This is a genomic window from Huintestinicola butyrica (genome assembly GCF_025567215.1).
GTDB lineage: Bacteria > Bacillota > Clostridia > Oscillospirales > Ruminococcaceae > Huintestinicola > Huintestinicola butyrica.
This window is the reverse complement of sequence record NZ_JAOQKB010000006.1, coordinates 1-17,097: the sequence shown is the minus strand read 5'-3', so window position 1 is coordinate 17,097 and position 17,097 is coordinate 1. Positions and strand designations below refer to the sequence as shown.

The 17,097-nt window shown below is 40.6% G+C and carries 20 protein-coding genes and 2 pseudogenes; 8 read left to right on the top strand and 14 right to left on the bottom strand.

The features are described 5' to 3' along the window. Window positions 1–174: 174 nt before the first annotated feature. From OCV68_RS07875 to OCV68_RS07830, 10 genes and pseudogenes are all read right to left on the bottom strand, one after another. The gene (locus OCV68_RS07875) at window positions 175–1,482 is read right to left on the bottom strand and encodes a sugar phosphate nucleotidyltransferase (protein ID WP_022476025.1); all 1,308 of its coding nucleotides are present in this window, start codon (window positions 1,480–1,482) and stop codon (window positions 175–177) included. A 117-nt stretch (window positions 1,483–1,599) separates the two neighbouring features. Next, complete coding sequence (locus OCV68_RS07870; protein ID WP_022476026.1) at window positions 1,600–2,850, bottom strand: nucleotide sugar dehydrogenase; 1,251 nt, start codon at window positions 2,848–2,850, stop codon at window positions 1,600–1,602. Between the two features lie 257 nt (window positions 2,851–3,107). After that, window positions 3,108–3,866: a sugar transferase gene (locus OCV68_RS07865; RefSeq protein WP_022476027.1), complete on the bottom strand. Its 759-nt coding sequence runs from the start codon at window positions 3,864–3,866 to the stop codon at window positions 3,108–3,110. Continuing rightward, window positions 3,863–4,792, bottom strand: a complete 930-nt coding sequence (locus OCV68_RS07860; RefSeq protein WP_262571936.1) for a sugar phosphate nucleotidyltransferase — start codon at window positions 4,790–4,792, stop codon at window positions 3,863–3,865. The genes OCV68_RS07865 and OCV68_RS07860 overlap by 4 nt, the downstream gene beginning before the upstream one ends. Before the next feature lie 520 nt (window positions 4,793–5,312). Further along, entirely contained in the window at window positions 5,313–5,828 is a 516-nt protein-coding gene (locus tag OCV68_RS07855; RefSeq protein ID WP_262571934.1) for a VanZ family protein, read from the bottom strand. Between the two features lie 364 nt (window positions 5,829–6,192). Beyond that, entirely contained in the window at window positions 6,193–6,969 is a 777-nt protein-coding gene (locus OCV68_RS07850) for a Fic family protein (protein ID WP_022476030.1), read from the bottom strand. A gap of 76 nt (window positions 6,970–7,045) precedes the next feature. Continuing rightward, window positions 7,046–7,531: an HD domain-containing protein gene (locus tag OCV68_RS07845; protein WP_262571932.1), complete on the bottom strand. Its 486-nt coding sequence runs from the start codon at window positions 7,529–7,531 to the stop codon at window positions 7,046–7,048. Between the two features lie 32 nt (window positions 7,532–7,563). Next, entirely contained in the window at window positions 7,564–9,114 is a 1,551-nt protein-coding gene (locus tag OCV68_RS07840; RefSeq protein WP_262571931.1) for a sensor histidine kinase, read from the bottom strand. Between the two features lie 14 nt (window positions 9,115–9,128). After that, window positions 9,129–9,803 carry a response regulator transcription factor gene (locus OCV68_RS07835; RefSeq protein ID WP_262571930.1) on the bottom strand — a complete coding sequence of 225 codons (675 nt, stop codon included), beginning with the start codon at window positions 9,801–9,803 and terminating at the stop codon, window positions 9,129–9,131. Window positions 9,804–9,986: 183 nt separating this feature from the next. Then, a pseudogene (locus OCV68_RS07830) lies at window positions 9,987–10,796 on the bottom strand (YeiH family protein); the annotation flags it as partial. 289 nt (window positions 10,797–11,085) lie between these two features. On the opposite strand from OCV68_RS07830, the gene OCV68_RS07825 reads away from it, so the two are divergent. Next, window positions 11,086–11,622, top strand: coding sequence for a hypothetical protein (locus tag OCV68_RS07825; RefSeq protein WP_262571929.1), 537 nt, complete (start codon window positions 11,086–11,088; stop codon window positions 11,620–11,622). Continuing rightward, window positions 11,622–12,458, top strand: a complete 837-nt coding sequence (locus tag OCV68_RS07820) for a HipA domain-containing protein (RefSeq protein WP_262571928.1) — start codon at window positions 11,622–11,624, stop codon at window positions 12,456–12,458. The genes OCV68_RS07825 and OCV68_RS07820 overlap by 1 nt, the downstream gene beginning before the upstream one ends. Before the next feature lie 131 nt (window positions 12,459–12,589). Here the strand turns inward: OCV68_RS07820 and OCV68_RS07815 are convergent, their stop codons facing one another. Continuing rightward, window positions 12,590–12,757, bottom strand: coding sequence for a helix-turn-helix domain-containing protein (locus tag OCV68_RS07815; RefSeq protein WP_022476037.1), 168 nt, complete (start codon window positions 12,755–12,757; stop codon window positions 12,590–12,592). 389 nt (window positions 12,758–13,146) lie between these two features. Between OCV68_RS07815 and OCV68_RS07810 the strand changes: the two genes are divergently transcribed. Genes OCV68_RS07810 through OCV68_RS07800 form a run of 3 tightly spaced genes read left to right on the top strand, consistent with a single transcriptional unit; the run spans window position 13,147 to window position 14,208 of the window. Then, window positions 13,147–13,278, top strand: coding sequence for a hypothetical protein (locus OCV68_RS07810; protein ID WP_262571927.1), 132 nt, complete (start codon window positions 13,147–13,149; stop codon window positions 13,276–13,278). Further along, window positions 13,251–13,535 (top strand): DUF960 domain-containing protein, encoded by a 285-nt coding sequence (locus OCV68_RS07805; RefSeq protein ID WP_022476039.1) that lies wholly within the window; start codon window positions 13,251–13,253, stop codon window positions 13,533–13,535. Before OCV68_RS07810 ends, OCV68_RS07805 begins: the two co-directional genes overlap by 28 nt. Before the next feature lie 58 nt (window positions 13,536–13,593). After that, window positions 13,594–14,208, top strand: coding sequence for a hypothetical protein (locus OCV68_RS07800; RefSeq protein WP_022476040.1), 615 nt, complete (start codon window positions 13,594–13,596; stop codon window positions 14,206–14,208). Here OCV68_RS07800 and OCV68_RS07795 read toward each other — a convergent pair. Beyond that, window positions 14,165–14,707 carry a recombinase family protein gene (locus OCV68_RS07795; RefSeq protein WP_022476041.1) on the bottom strand — a complete coding sequence of 181 codons (543 nt, stop codon included), beginning with the start codon at window positions 14,705–14,707 and terminating at the stop codon, window positions 14,165–14,167. The genes OCV68_RS07800 and OCV68_RS07795 overlap by 44 nt on opposite strands. A 145-nt stretch (window positions 14,708–14,852) precedes the next feature. Between OCV68_RS07795 and OCV68_RS07790 the strand changes: the two genes are divergently transcribed. Further along, a complete protein-coding gene (locus OCV68_RS07790; RefSeq protein ID WP_022476042.1) occupies window positions 14,853–15,800 on the top strand; it encodes an alpha/beta fold hydrolase in 948 nt (315 codons plus the stop codon). Window positions 15,801–15,871: 71 nt separating this feature from the next. Here OCV68_RS07790 and OCV68_RS07785 read toward each other — a convergent pair whose 3' ends face one another. After that, window positions 15,872–16,342 (bottom strand): hypothetical protein, encoded by a 471-nt coding sequence (locus tag OCV68_RS07785; RefSeq protein ID WP_262571926.1) that lies wholly within the window; start codon window positions 16,340–16,342, stop codon window positions 15,872–15,874. A 102-nt stretch (window positions 16,343–16,444) separates the two neighbouring features. On the opposite strand from OCV68_RS07785, the gene tnpA reads away from it, so the two are divergent. Together tnpA and tnpB are read left to right on the top strand one after the other, a co-directional pair. Continuing rightward, complete coding sequence (gene tnpA, locus OCV68_RS07780; RefSeq protein ID WP_022476044.1) at window positions 16,445–16,756, top strand: IS66 family insertion sequence element accessory protein TnpA; 312 nt, start codon at window positions 16,445–16,447, stop codon at window positions 16,754–16,756. After that, window positions 16,749–17,015, top strand: a complete 267-nt coding sequence (tnpB, locus tag OCV68_RS14755) for an IS66 family insertion sequence element accessory protein TnpB (RefSeq protein WP_394803503.1) — start codon at window positions 16,749–16,751, stop codon at window positions 17,013–17,015. The genes tnpA and tnpB overlap by 8 nt, the downstream gene beginning before the upstream one ends. Here the strand turns inward: tnpB and OCV68_RS07775 are convergent. Next, window positions 17,001–17,097, bottom strand: a pseudogene (locus OCV68_RS07775) (IS5/IS1182 family transposase); the annotation flags it as partial. The gene tnpB and the pseudogene OCV68_RS07775 sit on opposite strands and share 15 nt — an antisense overlap.

The following is a 17,097-nucleotide window of genomic DNA, read 5'->3' as shown; positions in this document are numbered from 1 at the left end:
GTCACTTCTATGAACAAAGACCGTATACAAATTGTACGCATCCTTAATTCTATATGACATAGTCTATCTTCACTGGTATATTGTTTAGATTCTAGTAACATTCATCACTCATTTAATTTAAATTTACAACTATATCGATGTGAATCTAATCTTACACAGTCTTACCTTCATATATTACAATTGAAATTTGATTTTGTCATTCACACTAATATCGTTACCCAATTGTACTTCTACGATATCCAACTGAGTAATCGCTTCAACTGTGTGCTTACAGCCTACATCAATAGTTATAACATCTCCTTTTTTCAACCACCATATTACACCATCAATGATCGCCTTGCCATTTCCAGAAACAACTGTCCACACTTCCTCACGATTATTATGCATGTGATAACTCATCTTTTCACCTGATTTCATAGAAATCTTTACCGTCATAGAACCAGGCTGCACATCTATAACAGTATAAGTACCCCATGACTTTTCTGCATACTTTACTTCAGTTTCAACCCTTTCGACATAAGGCTTCATATAACCGCTACGTTCTTTGTCTGAAATCAGAATGCCATCACCACTGGCTGCAACAATCATATTTTGACATCCCATGCAGAGAATCGGAATATTCAATTCATTCACAACGTTAGTATTCTTGCATGTTTCATCCAGAATTGCTTTACCCTTGGTCTCATCTGACATAACCTCGGCCATCATATTCCAAGTGCCGACATCTTTCCAGTCTCCGTAATAGCGCAAAACTTGAATACTATCCTCTTTTTCAACTACTGCATAATCAAAACTAATTTTTTCAAGTGTATTGTACATATTGAAAAGGTCAGTATAGTTATTAAACGATATCATACTGTGTGCCTTATCAAGCAAATACCCCAATTTAAAAGCAAAAATACCTGCATTCCACAATGCATTTTGCATCAAATACTCATTTGCAGTCTCCACATCTGGTTTTTCCTTAAATTCTTTAACTTTACTAACTTTCTCTGCATTTTCAGGAATAATATAACCATACTTCTCACTGGGATAGGTTGGATTAATACCCATCAATGTAAGATTTGCATTGCCTTGCTCCACAAGATCTTGCAATTTCCTGACCGCTTCGTAATATGTATTATCAACATACGGATCAACAGGACAAACAATAACTGCCTCATCTAAATTAATATTTAACTCATAATGGAGGTAAGCTGAAGCCAATACAACTGCTGGAAAAGTATCTCTTCGACAAGGTTCTACGCAAATAGACGCTTTATCACCAAGTTGATTCTTTATAGCACTAACCTGCGACTTGCTAGTTGCAATTGTAATTTTCGCATTTGCATCTACAGAAGTAATTTGCCGATATACACGTTGTACCATAGATTCATATTTATCATCATACTTAAATAGCTTAATGAACTGCTTACTACGCACATCATTTGAAAGAGGCCAAAGGCGCTTTCCAGAACCGCCAGAAAGTAAAATGATATTCATATATTTGTTCCCCCATCATCACCATTTTTCAGTCATAGATAGCCATAACTATACTATAGTATTAAAATAATCACTTGAGTATTTCTTCAAAAAAATCAATACGTATTTTTCGCAGTATCAATCTCTTTGAAAAATATCTCTAGTATAAACCTTTTCTTTTACATCATCCAAACTCTTATCGTAGCGATTGGCAATAATAGCCTGGGACATCTTCTTGAATTTATTCAAATCATTAACGATAAGACTTCCAAAAAAAGTATCCCCGTCTTTCAATGTTGGCTCATAAATAATAACATTGGCACCCTTGGCTTTAATGCGCTTCATAACCCCCTGAATAGAGCTCTGACGAAAGTTATCGCTATTGCTCTTCATAGTCAAGCGGTACACTCCAACAGTAACAGACTTTTCCTGTGCCTTGTTATACTCATTGTCCTCGTCGTAGCCATAGTAGCCAGCCAATTTCAAAACACGGTCGGCAATAAAATCTTTGCGTGTACGATTCGACTCCACTATTGCCTCAATAAGGTTCTCCGGCACATCGGCATAGTTTGCCAGCAGCTGCTTGGTGTCTTTCGGCAGACAGTAGCCGCCGTAGCCAAATGATGGATTGTTATAGTGGCTACCTATGCGAGGATCAAGGCAGACTCCATCGATAATTTGCTGAGTGTTCAGGCCTTTGCTCTCTGCGTAGGTGTCCAACTCATTAAAATATGCCACACGCAGTGCCAGATAGGTATTGGCAAACAGCTTAACAGCCTCAGCCTCAGTGAATCCCATGAATAGAGTATCAATGTTCTCTTTTATAGCGCCTTCCTGCAGCAAACCGGCAAATTCATGTGCAGCTTCAACCAAACGCTCATCATTCAAGTCAGTACCAACGATAATACGCGAAGGATACAGGTTATCATAAAGAGCCTTCGATTCACGCAAGAACTCCGGACTAAAGATTATGTTCTTGCTGCCGAACTTTTCACGCACAGAAATTGTGTAACCCACGGGAATCGTGGACTTAATTACCATAATAGCATTAGGATTGCATTCCATAACCAGCTTTATAACAGCCTCTACAGCAGATGTATCAAAATGCTGAGTTTTGCTGTCATAATTTGTAGGTGTTGCAATAACAACAAAGTCCGCATCACTGTAAGCTGCCTTTGCATCCAATGTTGCGGTCAAATCAAGCTCCTTTTCAGCAAGATATTTCTCAATATAATCATCCTGTATAGGAGATTTACGATTATTTATCATATCGACTTTCTCTGGAATTATATCTACAGTAGTTACTTTATGATGCTGCGAAAGAAGTGTAGCAATTGACAAGCCAACATATCCAGTGCCTGCAACTGCAATTTTGTAATCATTTTTCATAATCTATAATCTCCTAAAAAAATTTTGATCTAGCTAATAGCAGTTTTTATTGTAAGATTTGCATCATTACCAAGATTGATACGTAAAATCTCAATATTTTCCAAAATCAGCCATAAATATCACCTTAAGCGTCAGTCAAAATCAAAAATTCTTTATGTGCTCAAGGCACTCTTCAGCGGATATTGGTGTACGTTAGTTATCTGCCATTGGTACAATAATTTTCAGTTAACTGTTAGCTTTAAATTTTTCCATTTTATTTATCTTGAGCCTTCTCTAAGTAAAACTGCTTCAATCGTCTTAAAAATTATCTTCAAATCAAGCAAAAAAGATCTATTTTGTACGTAATACAATTCCATTTTCTGACGTTCTCCATCCGAATATCCCACATTATTCCTTGCATAAGCTTGCCAATAACCTGTCAAGCCAGGTTTCACAGAAAGCAGAAGCTTTTGTTCGTCGGAAGTATAATTCTCTTTTAATTCGCTTTCCAGTATAGGCCTTGGACCAACAACCGACATATTTCCAAGTATAAGAATATTTACCATTATCTGTGGAAGCTCATCAAGGCTTGACCTGCGCAGCTTGGCCCCAAAGCATTTTTCACCATCACCAACTGTTCTGTATCCGATAAGTCGAGGATCATCCTTAAGCTTATACTCTTCTTTATATTCAGCTAATTGATCGGGAGTCAACATTTTTTCAATATCATCCGCATTTTTCTTCATGCTCCGAAATTTATAAACACCAATACTTTTAAAATTTTTGCCAATTCTTTTATGTACATAAAACGGACTCCATCCATCTTTTGCAACAATAACAGCAGAAATCACTATGAATGGTATTATTAATAAAGCACTTGCCAAAATCGTTGATATAATATCAAATGCTCTCTTAAAAAAATCATATACAGGTTTAGATACACATATTGTATCAGAAACCGATTTTATTTCAGACTGAGCTTCATTTTCAATAGTTTGCAGATTATCCAATGTTATCCCCCCAGAATATTTCATCATACCCGTACCTTAATGTCATCAAAAAGCTTTTCGCTGTAATACCCACATTCAGCAAGCTTTCTGAATTCTGCTTTTATTGACGGAACGTCTTCTTTGTAAGTTATACCAAACCACTTGTCGGTGGTTTCAATCACTTTTACGGAAATGCTTTTTTCCGTAAGAAGCTTTCCGATAAATATTGGCAGCAAATACTCAGCTGTAAGCTCATCGTCAATGCTGTCAAAAAACTCCTCAAAGCCCTTTTCAAGCCTGCCGATAAACTCAGGTGCAAATCCCCACATATTCATTGATACATGAGAATTTATATCAAGCAGCATATCATCAGCATATGCCGCATCGCCTTTTTTTACGATATTTTTTGTCTCGGTAATATCAGTGAGAAATCCCGCATCGTTAACATGGCAAATACCTCTGGTAACGGAACCGTTTTCACTGAGAGTGTTCTTTAAAATAAATCCTGCCATGCAGAGCATATCGGGAGAACTGCTCCCATGCTCAACAAGGAAATCGTGTATCTGAACAAAGGCTTTCTTGCCATAATAGTCATCGGCATTTATCACGGCAAACGGCTCATTGATGAACTCTTTGCCCGCAAGCACTGCCTGACCTGTTCCCCATGGCTTTGTCCTACCCTGCGGAAGCTTCCTGCCGTTTGGAATATCCTCCAGTGACTGGAAAGCATAGCAGACCTTTACACCAAGCTTTTCGCATTCACTTTCAATGCGGTTTCCGATGATATTTCGGAAGTCCTCTTCTATTGCACGCCTGATAATGAAAATTATCTTGTCAAAGCCTGCCTCAATAGCATCGTGAACGGAATAATCAATAATAAGCTCGCCTTCGGGGCCTACCGCTTCCAGCTGCTTTATACCGCCTCCAAAGCGTGACCCAATCCCTGCCGCCATTATTACAAGTGAAGTGTGCATAAGGTCCTCCTTACCATTGACAATTCCAATAACATATAACTGTCACTTTTCCTTAGAATTCGACATATTCAGGTAAAATCTGCCTATATCAGCACTTGATTGTGACATCTGTATGACTGTAACTGCAGAAACAGCAACAGTTATAATGATGACATTCATCAGCAGCCATTCACACCAATATGCAGTTTATACGCCGAATAAAATTCATCTTCAAGGCAAATACAATTTGATTAAGAAGCGAATAAGAAATGTTACACATTAAAACAAATTATGTACCAATTCTGTTTTAAATTATATCACAAGGCATTATTCTTGTCAATGCGCTATATAACAATAAATACCACCCGACCGCCGATAGGTGCTGTGCAATATGGCAATAATATTTTTCAAAAGCCATAGTAATCATTTTGTAACAAAATTCATGCAGATACGGCTTTTATATTAACTTTTGCTTCACATTTCATCTCTTTAAAGTGCTAACCATGTGCTGTGCAGGCAAAATATGATGTTTCTGTAAAATTTATTCTGATTTTTGCCTGTCACATTGACGCTGTTTGATATACATATATACAATAATTATAACACTTATTATAATAATGCCCAAAAGCGAACCCATACTGTCGATAAAAACGTCCTTCAAACGCATTGTTCGTTCTGACACAAAATACTGGTGTATTTCATCGGCAGAAGCGTACAATGCACATATTGCAAGCGAGAACAGCCTCTTGTGTCTGAGCTTAATGCCCGAAGATACCACAGCCGTATAAACAACCATTCCGAGAGCTGTATAGACAGTAAAATGCGCAAGCTTTCTTATAAAAAAATTCAATTCGGTGATTATAAAGGTCTGCTGCCCAATGTCCATTGAGTCAAAACGGAAGAAAAGAAGCTCCGCAAAAAATTTGGTCACTTTCATACTCAGCCCATTGCTTTCCGTACCGCTCTGGGTGGAAAAGCCGAATATGCAGACCATAAGAATTATCGCCGCAGCCGACCAGAATATCGTCCGCTTTTTTTCAGATCTATGTGATTCCATGTTCTCTCCATTTTGGTAAAAGGCATTTATTGGTTTTAAATATTATACACCCCAAAAGCCGATTTGTAAATAGTAAAGTCGCCTTTTGTAACATATTTTTCATTACTGCTATTTGCGGTACGCCAAAATTATATATCTTAACGAAATTTTATCAGACAGAACTTTCAAAATGATGATATTCGGACTGTACCGCTCCCCAGCGCACACGGATATCTCCCTTTAATATTATTATACATCATTCTTATAGTCACTCAGTGTCATTGCGGAACATTTTTACATTTTTAAGGAATATTATCGTATGTAAAATAAAAAATCACACTGATATGCTCTGTGTTTCATACACATAAGTATATCAGTGTGACTTTTATTTTCTCTTGTTTATAAGCTCTCTTGCTGTTACATCGGTATGATCGTAATCTATCCTGAAATAATCAAGAGCTGCTTTCATGTCGTCCTGAGATTCGAGGAACACATCTATCAGATGGGCATATTTCTGCTGTATCTGCCACTCTTTCAGCCCTGCATAGTAAAAATGCTTCATTTGATCGCTGATGATAAAGGGAACTATGCCATTTTGCAGGCACATTTTAAGTGTAAGCAGCCTGCCGATACGACCGTTGCCATCATAAAAAGGGTGTATTTTTTCAAACTCGGCATGAAACTCTGCCACATCATACATATCCGCTGCGTTACGGTGACTGAATTCTTCTATGAGCGCTCTGACAGCCCCCGAAACCTCTTCAGGAAGTGTAGTTGTTATCTCTCCCACTGTGTTGGGATATTTCTTATAGTCCCCTACCACAGCAGAATCATCGTCTGTAATAATTCCTGATTTAAGTTTGCGATGAAGCTCTTTGATAAGCTTTTCGGATATAGGCTCATCTATAGTATCGAGAGTATCGAGGATATAGTCAAAGCATCTGAAATGATTAGCTGCCTCAAAAACATCATTCACTGATGCAGTACCGCCTATTGTATGTGTTTCAAATATATAGCGAGTCTGCTCATAAGTCAGGCAGTTACCTTCAATACGATTGGAGTTGTATGCAAAATCCACCTGCATCTTATTGTATATTCCGCCTTTTACAGCATTTTTCTTTTCAGAAAGCAGCACCGGCAGAAGTTGTCTTGATACTGACATTCAAATTACTCCAGTCTTATTAGGTTACTTTCATTCTAACACATATAAAGAAAAATGTAAAGAACTATAACCTACCTCAAATCCCAAACATATTCCTGCATATCTTCTTTCCGCACTCTGTCCTGAATATCTTGTTATACGCACTCAGAGCAGCTTCCTTTGAAAGTCCGTCCTCCATGATGTTTACAAGGAAATCGGCTTCAACAAGCATCTGATAGTCCGCACTGTCAATGTTGTCGTATGTATGATGATGGGCTATCAGGAACTGTACCCTCTCGGAAACATCGTCATCAAAGCCCAGCTCACTGAGCAGCTTTGCAGCTATTGCAGGGCCTTCCTTTTCCTGCAGCTTGCCGCCGCAGCTGCCGTATTTTTCTTCGCAGGTGTGAATTCCTATATCGTGGGTAAGGGCAGCGGCTTCAAGAATGAACAGGCTCCTGCTGTCCAGATTTTCCGATTCGCCGATAAGTTTTGCATAGCTGTGCACCTTGCAGAAATGCTGTATTCTCTTTGCGTCTCCGCTGTACAGCTCTATCATTGCCAGGTGTAATTTGTTTATCATTTAGGACACTCCTTCTTTGATTGGTCAATTATTTATTTTTGGCTGACTGTAACAGAAAACTTTCCGTCCTGAGCCTTTACTTCAAGGGAAAGCCCCTGCCTGCGGGCAGCCTCGGCCGCTATTGAAAGCCCAAGACCGCTCCCCTTTCTGCCGTTTCTGCTGTTGTCGCCCTTTACAAAAGGCTTTGTAAGCTCATCGGCATTAAGTTTATCAGCTTCCGTGCAGTCGTTTGTGATGCAGATGTATCCTTTGCGGCATTCTGCGGTTATACTGCCCGATACATCAGTATATTTTACGGCGTTCTCAATGAGATTTGTCAGAATGTCCATCATAAGCTTTTTATCTGCCGTGAAATCGGCGGTTCCGTTTATGCTAAGCTTCAGGTCATTCTTTTCAAGCTCATTTTCATAGTTTGCCGCAATGCCGTGAAGCAGTTCGGCTGCATCAAGCTCCGAGGCTTCTGGATCCATGTCGCTCTCTTCAAGCTTTGACAGCTCCAGAACGCTTGCGATTATGGAATCCATATATCTTACGTTATCAAGAATTGCCGAGATATAATGCTCATTTTTATCGGGACTTACTCCGCTTTGAAGATTTTCCGCATAGCCTGATATCACCATAAGAGGGCTTTTCAGGTCATGGGCAAGCTTGTTGGTCATATCTCTGCGGCGGTCCTCTATCTCATAATGTGCGCTGAGGACGGCATATTCCTTTGATGCTCTGAGATATGCTATTATCAGCGTAACGGCTATCATTACAGGGACAATGAACCGCAGAGCTTTACCGACAACGGCACCGGAGTTGAATATAAGCGTTTCGCCTATGTAACAGCTTTTGCCGCCAAGCTCTATGCCTGAAATATCGGTAATTCTGTCAAACTCTTCTATTGTATTGTCAATGCCTCCGTTGTCCTTTACAAGCTGCTGAACATATGCAAACTTATCCTTGTCAACCTGTGCGTAAATAAAGAAAAGCCTTGACACCTGAGCGTCAGCTGAAGTATATACCTCCGCTCCCTCGGGAACAACTATGTCGGTAAATATGGTATCGACCTTATTTTCAGCGCTGTAAACGCTTATCTCAAGCGGGATAAAGGTGTTATCCGTTAGGCAGAAACGGTCGCAGGCAAAATCATACAGATCGCCAAGCTCATCGGCATTTGAGCCATATTGGGACTTCATCTCTTCAATAACGCATTCCGCACTGCTGTCAGGCTCATAATAATGAATATCGGAGGCATCGTCCTTTTTAAAGCTGAGGATCGCCGTATCCTCGGGGCAAATATAATAATCACCGTTTTCATCATACACAGCAACAAATGTGTCGGTAATGTCATTATGTCCGCTCAGCTCAGTAATTGCCATTCTGATAAAAGGCTCGCCCAAGCCTTTGTCATAGCCGAGCTTGATGCTCTGCGAAGCCTGACCTGACACGGAAATGCACTCGCCTCTGATATATGTAACAACTCCCGCTGTAATTGCAGCTGTAAACAATGCACATACAATAAATGTGGAGACAAGCTTTTTTGCGAATACACGCTTTTTTGATATACGGACGCTTTTGGCAGTGTTCTTTTTTCTCATAAGATCATATCCTTTCAGTCTGTCAGCTTATAGCCTTTGGAAATAACTGTTTTTATCTGACTGCCTGCGGGACCCATTGCTTTTCTTAGCTTCTTGATGTGATTATCCACAACTCTGTCCGCTCCGAAATAATCATATCCCCACACCCTGTCAAGAAGCGTGTCTCTGCCGACAACACAATCCTTGTGCTCCATGAGATATTTCAGTATCTCATATTCTTTCGGGGGAAGCTCAACGGCATTGCCGTCAGCCATTACCGTCATTTTCACAGGGTCGAGGGATATTTTTCCGCAGGTCATGACTTTTGATACAGTCATTCCCTTTGAACGTTTCAGAATGGCGTTGACTTTTGCGTAAAGCTCGGCTAAAGAGAATGGCTTGACCATATAATCATCACAGCCAAGGTCATATCCGTAGAGTTTATCCTCTTCACGTCCCCTTGCTGTGAGAAACAATATGGGAACACTGCTTTCCGCTCTGATATAACGGCAAAGTGAAAAGCCGTCCGTTCCGGGAAGCATCACATCAAGCAGGATAAGGTCATACTCATTGTTATGTATAAGCTCTATGCCCTTATCGCCGTCCGCTGCTGTTTCCACGGATATAACGCCGTCCTTGGCAGCAAAGTAGTCTGTGATGACTTCCCTGATCTGCTCATCATCTTCCACCAGTAACACGCTGTAAGCCATTTTTCCGCCCTCCTTGATAATATAATACCCTGACCGTGTATCCTTTGTATATCCTTTGGGTGTCTTTTAGGTCTTTTGAGAAAAAAGTTATTTTTATTATAGCATTATGAAATCGGGTTGTAAAGGGCAAAAAAACACAGCACCCTGCTGAGCGCTGTGTCTTACGTTATGAGATCATATGATTTATAAAATATTGCCGGAGTATATTCCCGTCATATATTGAACTGCCAGAGAAACAAGGGTTATCACAGTCCAGCAGCAAAATCCGAGAATTATAGGCTTGCCGCCCTTTTTCACAAGGCTCACGATATTTGTATTCAGCCCGATAGCTCCCCTTGCCATTGCAATAAAGAATTTGGCAAGCTTTTTCATTGCGGGTATGAAATATGAGGAGTATGCGGCAGAAAATGAGCTTGCACCAAGGCTTGTAACGACCGTTGTAATGACAGAGGCGGCGATAAAATAAAGTATGAACCAGGGGAAAATCTTCTTAAAAGAAAAGCCATCAGCTGTTTTTCCGCTTTTCTTTGCTTTTGCGGTGCGGTAAAGGGCAAGCGCAAGGGTAATTGGAATTATGGCAAGTGTTCTCGTCAGCTTAACGGTCACGGCAGCTGAAAGTATCCCGCTTGTATGATAAAGATTTTCGGCTGTTGAAGCTGCCGCTGTCACAGACGATGTGTCATTCACCGCCGTGCCCGCAAAGACAGCAAAGCCTTCCGTGCCAAGTCCTATGGAATGACCGAGGGCAGGAAATATAAGTGCTGCAAGGATATTGAACAGGAAAATTACCGATATTGAACGGGCAACATCTTCATCATCGGCATCAATAACCGGAGCAGTGGCGGCAATGGCCGAGCCTCCGCATATTGATGAGCCTACTCCGATAAGCACGGCTGTCTTGGATTCAATTTTCAGCAGCTTCATCATTATAAAAGCCGTTATGAGCGATGAGGAAATTGTACAGATTATTACAGGAAGGCTTTTGCTTCCCACAGAAAAAAACGGTTGACAGATCACAGGATAAAAACCTTTGCAGTGCTGTGCGACTGCATGAATTACCGAATAGCTGCGGAAAGACTTCATCTGACACAGCCTGCCGTGAGAATTGCAATAATATAATTAAAAAATTATGTAAAATTAAGAGATTATGCGGTATGGGGGTGAATTTTTGAGGCTTTATATATTTTTTTAACTAATCAGTTCTTCCGACAGTCTATGGAAACTATGCTGATATTATTGACTATTCGGTACGAATATGATATAATATTTAAGAGGTGATATTATGGAAATACGTGCAGGAAAGGTTATTTTCTCATCATCAGGCGGAACTGCAGAGAAAAATTCTGTCAGCTGCAAAATATCTCTGCCAACAGCATGGATAAAAGCGCTTGGATTTGATAAAGATGACCGTGAAGCAGAACTTCATTTTGATGGTCATACTATATCAATTTGCAAAAAGCAGACTGCCGATTCGTATATAGCACTTCACAAGCAATCAGGACATACATTGAAGAAATACTCATTTTATGATAACAATGAGCTTTGCACGGTTATTTATGCTGACCATACGGACAAAACTGTTTTTGCGGAGAATTTCACCGATGATCTTGTAAAAACGGCATTTGGAAAGAAGCAATTTCCCACGTGGGACGATTTTTGTGCATTTATTGAAGAACGATGCGTCCCTGCAGGAAGAAGCGGTCTGCGTGAATATCTTGAATGTATCGGTCTGGACGAATACGAACCATTTAAAATAATAATGAAAACCAAGGGTAAAATGGCAGAAGATTCTCAATGGATAGATGTGGAGGAACTATAATGGAGCTGCATTTTGTAACAGACGACAAAATCGCCGAAACATCATCAAAAGGCAATCAGGAAAAATGGTATGATAATGATACTGACCGTTGGTATAAGTTGGATCAGTTCGGATATGAAGCCCTCAGCGAATGTGCTGTATCAGCAATGCTTGAATACAGCAACATAGAAAATGATACACCCTTTACTTTCGTGCGTTATAATATGGAGAATATGACTGTCCACAGACGAAGCCGCATCGGATGTTCAAGTCAGAATTTTCTTGAGAAGGGTCAGTCATTAATAACTTTAAGCAATCTACTCAACAAGGTGCTTGACGCACCACTGAAAGAAAAGTTAAGCACTCTGACAAGTGATAAGAAAAGAATACAATATCTTGCCGAAAAAGCAGCGGAATATACGGGTCTGGATAAATTTCCCGAATACCTTACGCTTGTGTTTGAAATAGATTCTCTTTTTCTTAATGACGACCGTCATTTAAATAATATTGCTGTTATAAAAAGCAATAATGGGTATTCATATTGTCCTATCTTTGACAATGGAGCGGCGCTGCTTTCAAATACTCAGATGTCACAGATGGATATTATGCCAAAGGCTCTGATCTCCGTGTTAAGGGCACGCCCATTCAATACAACTTTTAACCGGCAGATGAAAAGCGCACAGTCTTTATTCGGAAAGCAGCTTCGTATCCCACAATTTACAAAAACACAGATAAAGCAGATAATTGCACCCATGCTGGAATATTATGCCGAGCGTGACAAAGGAATTATTGCTGACAGAATAGTGGAATGTGTAATTACACGCCAGAAAGCATTCAGAAAATCCGATGATCGGTGAAGATCAGATCGTACTATAAAAATCATAAGAAAAAACGTGAAAGCACAAATATAAGTCAATGAAAAAAATGACTGTTGCAGCACTCGTATGCCGCAACAGCCATTTGTATAAGCTCTGAAAATGCGCAGATTTCAACAAATCCTCTCAATCTTCTCCCTAAGAATAAACCACTTTCTCCCCACCTTTACCCCCGGCAGCTGACCTTTTCTCAGCAGATTGTAAACAGTAGTAAGAGACAGACCAAGCTCATCGGCAACCTCTTCGGGAGTAATGTATTTGTCGTTTGTATTAAAGTACATATTATCAACCCCTTCATATTTTCAGGCGATGATACTCGCCTTAACGTATTGTCGCAATTTATCGCAATTTACCGTATTTTAACGAAAAATAATTATATATTATATACTTGATATACATGCTTATGCCCTGTGTTTACCGCCATATACGATCACACAGGGCATTTTTGTTTATGTTGGAAAGTATGGCAGAAATGAAGCTTTTCCATGCAAAAAGCACGTATTTTATCATAAAACCAAATCTTTCAAAAAGGAGGTCGAACTTATGTCATCTTAGCCAAAGCGCCTGTGAATACAGGCATCTCAGGAAGTTTTACATTATTCGTACCGCAACTTTTATGCGCTTTTGTGCGATAAATTGCAGTACCTGTCAGTCAGGAAGGAGAAATATTATGAACCCTATTGTATCAAAACTTGTTTCGGCAGCACTCAGCGCAGCAGGCATTGCTGTATGCGGAATACTCTCAGATGTAATCAAGGAAGGAGTGTCGGACATATGCGATTTAGATCTCAGCGATTTCTGACCCGTGGAGTTGCCTCTTCTATTCCACTCCCCCTGCAGCTCACCATGTGGGGAATGATAGAGCAGATACCCACTCCCGATTATCTGCAAATCTTTACCCTCACAGGCAAAGACGGAGAGCAAAGCATTCTGCATGAGCAGGAGGAGCCTGTGTATTGTAGGAAAGTACTTCTCCCCTACCCTTATCCCGTAAATGCAAAGGTATATGTCATTGATGACGATACTCACTGCACCATGCTTCTTGCTGAAGAATACTGAATTTTATGCCCGTGCGGTCACTCCGTACGGGCATTTTGTTTTTGAAAGGAATATTCATATGAAAGTTTGTGAAATATGCGGATCCTCAATAAATGAGAATGATGTTTATGAAATGGACGGTCAGCTGCTTTGCGCTGACTGCTATTATGAAAACACAAGAGAATGCGACTGCTGCGGTGACAGGATATGGTGTGACGATGATGCGGGAGATGACAATATCTCACTCTGCTCTCACTGCCGTGAAAATCATTACACCGTCTGCAATGACTGCGGCCGTCTTATACACGATGATGATGCCTGCTACTTTGATGACGATGACTACGCCTACTGCCGCAGCTGCTATGAGCGCAGAGGCAGAAGCCATATCCACTGCTACAGCTACAAGCCTGACCCTATCTTTTACGGAAATTCTGATTTGTACATGGGCGTAGAGCTTGAGCTTGACCGTGGAGGTGAGATAGACAGCAATGCTGAAAAGCTGCTTGATATTGCAAACGCCGACTGCACCAATCTTTATATCAAAAGGGACGGCAGTCTTGATGAGGGCATGGAGCTTGTCACACACCCCATGAGCCTTGATTATCACTGCATTGAAATGCCTTGGGAGGATATATGCCATGAGGCCGTTGTTATGGGCTACCGTTCTCACAAAACAAGCCCATTTTCCGCATAAAGTCACGCCCTGTGATACTCTTGGACTTCCATTCCCCATAGAGTTGCCCGAACCTCGTCCAGTCTATTTCAATAGGCTTTCGCCCGGTGTACTTGCCCTGAGCCTTAGCAATCTCGATGTCCTCACGCTGTCGCTGTTTGAGCTGTTCACGCTCCAACTGAGAGAGCGCTGCGAACACGGTCAACATGAATTTGCCCGCAGGTGTGTCGGTGTCGATCTTCTCCTTGTGGCTGATGAGCTTTACTCCCTTTTGGGTGAGAGTGTCGATGATGTTCAGCAAGTCCTTTGTGGAGCGCCCCAAACGGCTGATACTCTCGATGTAGAGCGTGTCACCCTCACGCACATAGTCCAGCATTGCCCTGAGCTGAGGGCGGTCTTTATTCGCTCCCGAAATCTTCTCGGAGAAGATGCGGTCAACCTGATAATCGCACATGATTTCCTGCTGTCTCGCTGTTTCCTGATGTTCGGTGGAAACACGGATATAACCAATTTTGCTCATAGTTGTTGTTTCCTTTCTGATGTAATAATATTTTTCTTTTTGATGATTAGCGGTTGACTTCTTGGCAGTTATGATGTATAATTATTGATGAAGGCAGACACTCGGCTTGCTTGTTAAAACTGGAATTATACGGAGCAATGTTAATATGAAAAAAGCATTTAAGATAATTGGTAAGGTACTTCTTGTAATCATAATATTACTAATCACTTTCTTGCTAATAGTGTTCACATACAATAAAATTATGATGAATAAGGAAAAGACACTATTGGAAGAACCTCTTGGTGAAATGATAGAGGTTGACGGACACAATATGTGCATATACTCTGAGGGAAAAGGTGAACATACATTAGTTTTTCTTTCAGGTTCAGGAACCGCTTCTCCTATACTTGATTTCAGAAGTCTTTATAGTTTATTAGATGATGATTACAGGATAGTAGTTGTTGAAAAATTTGGCTACGGTTTCAGTGATGTAGTAAATACTGAGAGGTCATTTGATACAATACTAAGGCAGGACAGAGAAGCTCTTTCAAAGGCTGGAATTGATGCTCCGTTTATCCTCTGTCCTCATTCAATGTCCGGACTTGAAGCAATACTTTGGGCACAAGAATATCCAGATGAAGTCGAAGCAATTGTAGGTCTTGATATGTCTCTGCCACGCTCTTATGACAACTTTAATTTTTCAAAAACAGAGCGATTTGAAAAAATTGCGGCTATTGGACGGGAACTGGGGATCGTCAGATTTTACTATTCTGACAGCTCACTTCCTCAAGGACTTTCAGAAGATGAAAAAAGTTTATATAGAGCCATAGCTTGTAAAATAGCTGTAAACGATGCAGTCATAAATGAAGGACTTGCTATCCCCGATGCCGTCAAAAAGATTGACGGAGCGCCTAAGCCTGATATACCAATGTTGATGTTTGTATCTGACGGAAAAGAAACAGGCATTGAAAATTGGTCGGAGATACAAAAAGAGTATGCTTCTGAACTGTCAAATGCATCTGTTATTGAACTCGATTGCGGACACTATGTTCATAATTATAAGCAGGAGCAGATAAGCGAGGAAATAAAAGAATTTATTGGTAATATTAAGTGATAACTTCTGATTTATCTTAGAACAACAACACACATCACCACGGCAAGGAGAACATTCTCCCTGCCGTATTTTTATTCAAGCTGACCTTTCTTTCTCTTGGCAGCTTGTTCGTTTTCCATATATCGGGCAAGCGTTCTATGACTGTCACGCTTCTGTTGTGCAAGCCTTGAAAGCCTGTCCGCTTCTTTCTTCAGGGCTTTACGCTCCGCACTCTGCTGTGCGTAATCTGTTCTGGCTTTTTCAAGCTCTGTTTTCAGCTTGCTGAGTTTCGGTATATGAGCGTCGGGAAATAGCTCTATCAGTTTCTTGTAAGCCTTGTGGTACTCGTCAAGTTCATAACAAAAATCGCTCTTGTACTTGGTTTTCGCCTTGCCCTCCAGAGAAGTATATTTCTTGTGATACGCCACAAATTCATGATACTTCTCGATTGCAGGAATCTGCTCCTCCATTTTGTGGATACGGTCGCTCAATTCCATCTGCGGAGTTGACATGACCATAAATTTTGCAAGGTACCCGTCAAACCCACCCCCGCCTTTACCCATAAATAAGCCAAATGCTAAAATAGAGTTAAGCATCCCACCAACTCCAATGGAGTAAATGAGACACTAAAAAGGTCTGATGGACTAAATTAGCAGGAGGGCAAAATGGACGAAATCGCAATAGTGAAAAAGCAGGGACAACAGGCAGAATGGGCTGAAAGGATCCAACGGTGCAGTGAAAGCGGACTGACAGTATCTGAATGGTGCAGGGAGAACGGAATCAACTTAAAGACGTATTACTATCATCTTCGTAAACTCCGAAAGGAAATATGTGAGCAGATACCTGTGCCTGTAATGACAGTTCCCGAAGAATCTCACAGCGTGAAGATCAGTATCGGAGAAGTGACAGCCGAAATGCCCGAAGGCATAAGCGAGCAGATGATGACATCACTCATCATGGCGATGCGAAATGCTTAACGGTATCATTGGTAAGAAAAAGGTCTACATAGTGACAGGATATACAGATATGAGAAAAGGTATAGACGGTCTTGCTGCAATAGTACAAGGCAAACTATCCCTTGACCCATACAGCAAAGCCTTGTTCCTGTTCTGCGGTAAAAATCCACGTAAACTGAGAACTTGTCTTCACAAGCTAAAATCGACGCAACAGGGTTTGGAAATTGGAAATAATACAAATATTTTCTTGGTAAAAAGTCCTAATTTCATAGTCCTTTGACAAACGCCCGGACCAAGTCATCCAGCCAAATGTTCGTTCAACTACCCAACGAACAGGCTGAATTTCAAATTCATTTTTTATT

Bases quoted from the DNA above. Each gene is read 5' to 3' on its own strand.
- OCV68_RS07875 (WP_022476025.1), bottom strand. From the start codon at position 1,482: ATGAATATCATTTTACTTTCTGGCGGTTCTGGAAAGCGCCTTTGGCCT.
- OCV68_RS07870 (WP_022476026.1), bottom strand. From the start codon at position 2,850: ATGAAAAATGATTACAAAATTGCAGTTGCAGGCACTGGATATGTTGGC.
- OCV68_RS07865 (WP_022476027.1), bottom strand. From the start codon at position 3,866: ATGATGAAATATTCTGGGGGGATAACATTGGATAATCTGCAAACTATT.
- OCV68_RS07860 (WP_262571936.1), bottom strand. From the start codon at position 4,792: ATGCACACTTCACTTGTAATAATGGCGGCAGGGATTGGGTCACGCTTT.
- OCV68_RS07855 (WP_262571934.1), bottom strand. From the start codon at position 5,828: ATGGAATCACATAGATCTGAAAAAAAGCGGACGATATTCTGGTCGGCT.
- OCV68_RS07850 (WP_022476030.1), bottom strand. From the start codon at position 6,969: ATGTCAGTATCAAGACAACTTCTGCCGGTGCTGCTTTCTGAAAAGAAA.
- OCV68_RS07845 (WP_262571932.1), bottom strand. From the start codon at position 7,531: ATGATAAACAAATTACACCTGGCAATGATAGAGCTGTACAGCGGAGAC.
- OCV68_RS07840 (WP_262571931.1), bottom strand. From the start codon at position 9,114: ATGAGAAAAAAGAACACTGCCAAAAGCGTCCGTATATCAAAAAAGCGT.
- OCV68_RS07835 (WP_262571930.1), bottom strand. From the start codon at position 9,803: ATGGCTTACAGCGTGTTACTGGTGGAAGATGATGAGCAGATCAGGGAA.
- OCV68_RS07825 (WP_262571929.1), top strand. From the start codon at position 11,086: ATGGAAATACGTGCAGGAAAGGTTATTTTCTCATCATCAGGCGGAACT.
- OCV68_RS07820 (WP_262571928.1), top strand. From the start codon at position 11,622: ATGGAGCTGCATTTTGTAACAGACGACAAAATCGCCGAAACATCATCA.
- OCV68_RS07815 (WP_022476037.1), bottom strand. From the start codon at position 12,757: ATGTACTTTAATACAAACGACAAATACATTACTCCCGAAGAGGTTGCC.
- OCV68_RS07810 (WP_262571927.1), top strand. From the start codon at position 13,147: ATGAACCCTATTGTATCAAAACTTGTTTCGGCAGCACTCAGCGCAGCA.
- OCV68_RS07805 (WP_022476039.1), top strand. From the start codon at position 13,251: ATGCGATTTAGATCTCAGCGATTTCTGACCCGTGGAGTTGCCTCTTCT.
- OCV68_RS07800 (WP_022476040.1), top strand. From the start codon at position 13,594: ATGAAAGTTTGTGAAATATGCGGATCCTCAATAAATGAGAATGATGTT.
- OCV68_RS07795 (WP_022476041.1), bottom strand. From the start codon at position 14,707: ATGAGCAAAATTGGTTATATCCGTGTTTCCACCGAACATCAGGAAACA.
- OCV68_RS07790 (WP_022476042.1), top strand. From the start codon at position 14,853: ATGAAAAAAGCATTTAAGATAATTGGTAAGGTACTTCTTGTAATCATA.
- OCV68_RS07785 (WP_262571926.1), bottom strand. From the start codon at position 16,342: ATGGGTAAAGGCGGGGGTGGGTTTGACGGGTACCTTGCAAAATTTATG.
- tnpA (WP_022476044.1), top strand. From the start codon at position 16,445: ATGGACGAAATCGCAATAGTGAAAAAGCAGGGACAACAGGCAGAATGG.
- tnpB (WP_394803503.1), top strand. From the start codon at position 16,749: ATGCTTAACGGTATCATTGGTAAGAAAAAGGTCTACATAGTGACAGGA.